Source organism: Chitinophaga sp. (assembly GCF_035564935.1).
In the GTDB taxonomy this organism is placed as follows: Bacteria; Bacteroidota; Bacteroidia; order Chitinophagales; family Chitinophagaceae; genus Chitinophaga.
The window spans coordinates 1-4,357 of record NZ_DATMTE010000982.1 but is presented as its reverse complement, the minus strand read 5'-3'; the positions used below and the strand labels follow the sequence as shown (position 1 = coordinate 4,357).

Annotated in this window: 3 protein-coding genes; all 3 read left to right on the top strand. The window is 45.8% G+C overall.

Annotation, left to right across the window (positions count from 1 at the left end; translation table 11 throughout):
• Nucleotides 1-850, top strand: an 850-nt coding sequence (locus VN105_RS25510; RefSeq protein ID WP_325645570.1) for a glycan-binding surface protein, incomplete at its 5' end; no start/stop codon positions are given.
• Nucleotides 851-874: 24 nt separating this feature from the next.
• Nucleotides 875-2,335, top strand: a complete 1,461-nt coding sequence (locus VN105_RS25505; RefSeq protein WP_325645568.1) for a cellulase family glycosylhydrolase — start codon at nucleotides 875-877, stop codon at nucleotides 2,333-2,335.
• Between the two features lie 24 nt (nucleotides 2,336-2,359).
• On the top strand, nucleotides 2,360-4,291 hold the full coding sequence (locus tag VN105_RS25500) for a glycoside hydrolase family 97 protein (RefSeq protein WP_325645566.1): 1,932 nt from the start codon (nucleotides 2,360-2,362) through the stop codon (nucleotides 4,289-4,291).
• Nucleotides 4,292-4,357: the final 66 nt, after the last annotated feature.

Genomic DNA, 4,357 nt, shown 5'->3' with positions numbered 1-4,357 from the left:
GGGGGCCACTACTTTTACATTCAGCATTGCTGCGCCACCGCCATCCATCACCGCTGTTTCCAATGAAAATGCCAATGAAGGGGACTCCGTGTATATCTCCGGGCTGAATTTATTTTTTATAAAGGACTTCACTTTTGCCGGTACAGCGATTACCAAATTTGCAGAATCCAGCGATGGGACTTCTGTTGGATTTGTGTTGCCAAAGCTTAGCAAAAGCGGACCGGTAGTGATCACTACCAAATCCGGTACGGCTACTACTCCCTATAATGTGAATGACGACAAAACAGGGGTGCTCTGTAATTTTGATAATATCAATACTTTTAGCTGGGGTAGCAGCACCGATAACAGCAGCACAGCATTCCCCGGCAACAGGGGCTACTACGCGGTGTTGAAAAATAATATATTACCAGCCGGTGATGGCACCTGGTGGGATGGAGGACGAAGTATAAATACCAACGATGTGCAGTGGATACCCACTGATAGTTTAGGTGTTGCCATTGATGATTATGCTTTTAAGTTTGAGATCAATGTCCCCGCTGCATGGACCGGCACTTCTATTTATGTGATAAAAGGTTACTCTTTTGATTACCTGGCCAGGTATGAGCCCTGGCAAGGCGCCAATGGCACTGTTTCTCCCTATACCACAAAAGGCTGGCGTACTGTAACGATTCCTTTATCATTGTTCAGGACCAATGATGGTAAAGGTACGGCAGCTTCAAACCTGACCACTTTACTGGGCGCCACAGCCACCGGTGCGGTAAATATCCAGACCAAAAACTTTTCCGGTTCGCCTTCCGCTTCCGGTTTACAGGCTGCTGTTGATAACATCAGGGTGGTGAAGATTAAATAGCATCAATAACTTTTAACCGATTATATGAACGTGAAAATCAGCAGGAGGTATGCGATTGTTGGCCTTCTATTTTTTGCCATAACGGCCGCGTATTGCAGTAAAAAGAGCACTGTTACACCGGAGTTGTCTGTTTCTTCAGCAGAAATTATTTTCCAGCCCGATGGAGGCGCTGCTGATGTTTCCATTGCCAGTAATGTAGACTGGAATATCAGTAACCCCGCTTCCGGCTGGTTGCAGGTAAGCCAGGCAAACGGCAGTGGTGGAAACATGACTGTCAAAGTAAGCACCGTGCCCAACACAACGGGCGCGAGCCGTTCGGCGGTGCTGGTCATTAGCGCCGGAAGCAGCCAGGTACGCAGGGTGAATATAAAACAGGGCAGCAGCATGTATCCGGGCTATAACGTATCACCAGCGCCCGCAGATGCCAGCGGCATGGAAAGCAACGCCGTACAGCTGGCGGCAAAATTCAAACTGGGTTGGAATATTGGAAATACCCTGGAAGCTACCGGCGGGGAAACCTCATGGGGTAATCCTTTGATCACGGAAAGCTATATCAAGGCTGTAAAGCAGCAGGGGTTTAATGCTATCCGCCTGCCTTGCGCCTGGGACCTGCATTCGGACAAAGCTACCGCCAAGATCCAGGATGAATGGCTTAACCGCGTAAAACAGGTGGTACAATATTGCGTGAATAACGACATGTATGTTTTACTTAATATTCACTGGGACGGCGGCTGGCTGGAGAACAATATCAGCAAAGTAAAACAGGATTCTGTCAACGCAAAACAGAAAGCATTCTGGGAACAGATTGCTACCAAAATGCGTGATTTTGATGAGCACCTGATGTTTGCCAGCGCCAACGAACCCGCAGTGGAAACCCAGGAACAGATGGACGTGCTGGCCGGTTATCACCAAACCTTCGTTAACGCAGTTCGCTCTACCGGCGGCCGTAACAGCTACCGGGTACTGGTGGTGCAGGGGCCATCAACGAATATTGAAAAAAGTAATGACTGGATGAATACACTTCCTACGGATAAAGTGAAAGACCGTATGATGGTGGAAGTACACTATTACTCTCCTTCCCAGTTCTGTTTACTGATGGATGGCGATGCCTCCTGGGGTAAGATGTTCTACTACTGGGGCGCCGGTCATCATTCTACCATTGAGCCGGAACGAAATGCGACCTGGGGCGAAGAAAGCGATGTGGATAAATCCTTCAGCCTGGTGAAGACGAAATTTACCAATAAACAGATCCCTGTATTATTAGGCGAATACGGCACCTACCGGCGTGATAACAGTAAGCATGTTCCTAAAGATCTGGCTACTCACAATGATGCAGTGGATTATTGGCTGACCTACGTTACCCGGCAGGCAATTTTAAATGGTGTGAAACCCTTTTATTGGGATACCGGCGGTGCGTTAGACAGACGCAATAATACAGTGCTTGATCAACGCACTATGAATGCGATCAGAGCGGGAGGTAACTAACTATTAAATACAAACATGGTAAATATGAAATTTTCGATTGGCGCTGTTTTCTTTTTTTCTTTTTGCACATTGTCATCGTTTGCCCAAAAGGTAACGGTTCAGTCACCGGATCACCGGATAAGTGTTTCTTTATTTTCAACAGAGGATAACGGCATGGGAGGATGGTATATCAAAACATCCTGCAACAGCCAGGGAAAGATGGTGGAGATGATTCCACGCATTGATATCGGACTGGCGCGTAGCGACCAGGAATTTTCAAAGGAATTAAAATTTCTCAACGCAGGTAAGCCGAAATTAATTCATGAGCAATATACTGCATTACATGGTAAAAGATCGGCTTGTACCAATGAGGGAAATGAAGTGATCGTTTCCTTTGAAAATCCTTCAAAAGCAAAATTGAACGTTGTTATCAGAGCTTATAACGATGGCGTTGCCTTCCGTTATGAGTTTCCGGAGCAGCGGGGTACGTTTGTGATGAAAGATGAACTGACTGCTTACACCATTTCTAAAGAAACAACCCGGTGGATGGAAAAATGGAATGCACCCAATGAAGAATTTTATACTTCCATGAGCGACAGCAGTATTCAAAAAAAACAATGGTGTTACCCGGCGCTTTTTAAGTTAAAAGATAATTCCTGTTGGTTCCTGTTACATGAGGCCGATGTAACAGGAACCTATTGTGGTACCAAACTCAGCAACACAAATGATGAATCGGTTTACAAGCTGACGTTTCCGGATCAGAAAGACGGAAAAGGGCAGGGGGCAGCACAGCCCACCATCAGGCTACCCTGGCAGTCGCCCTGGCGCGTGATCATTGCAGGCACAATTGAGGATGTGGTGGCATCTACATTAACGGATGATGTTGCAGCGCCGTCTGTTATAAAGCATACCGGATGGATTAAACCTGGAATTGCTTCCTGGAATTATTGGTCCAACAATCACGGCACAATGGATTATAAAGTTGTTTGTGAATTTGCAGACCTTGCAGCAGAAATGAACTGGCCATATACCTTGCTCGACTGGGAATGGGATGCCATGAGTAATGGAGGTAACCTGGAAGACGCACTTCAATATATTCATTCAAAAGGAGTGAAACCATTAATGTGGTACAATTCGGGCGGCCCTCATACAGATGTTAGCGCAACACCCCGCGACAGGCTACTGACGCATGAAAAGAGGGTAGCAGAATTTACAAAGTTAAAAAAACTGGGTATTGCAGGTATAAAAGTAGATTTCTTTGAGAGTGAGAAGCAGGAGATGATCCAATACTATCTTGATATATTGAAAGACGCTGCTGAATTTGAAATAATGGTTTATTTCCACGGTTGCCTTGTACCCAGGGGCTGGACAAGAACCTATCCGAATCTGATGACGCATGAAGCTGTACGTGGAGCCGAGTGGTACAACTATGATCCTAACTCTACATTGGCCATGCCAATACACAATACCATTTTGCCTTTCACCCGTAATGTGGTGGGGCCAATGGATTATACACCGGTTACTTTTACCAATTCGCAATTCCCGCATATAACATCGTATGGGCATGAACTGGCACTGAGTGTTGTGTTTGAATCCGGTATCCAGCATTTGGCAGACCGGCCGGAGGGCTATCGTCAATTACAGGATGCCGCTAAGGCATTTATACGGGAAGTCCCGGCTGCATGGGATGATACCCGGTTATTGGCCGGGTACCCCGGTAAAGATGTAATGCTGGCGCGCCGTAAAAATGATGCATGGTTTGTTGGAGGTATTAATGCCGAAATGCAGGAAAAGAAAGAGAAGATAAACTTTAGTTTTCTACAGGAAGGAATTAAATATAAGCTGACATTAATCAGTGATGGGAAACATGATAAAACGTTTACTACCACCTATTTAGTGGTAGATAAATCCAGCACAGTAGAGGTTAAGGTGCTTCGTCGCGGTGGATTTGTGGCGCTGGTGAAGCCAATACTATAGCAATAGCGGAAGCAGATGATTTTATATTACATATGGAAATCCATCCTGCAGTATTTCATCTTCTAT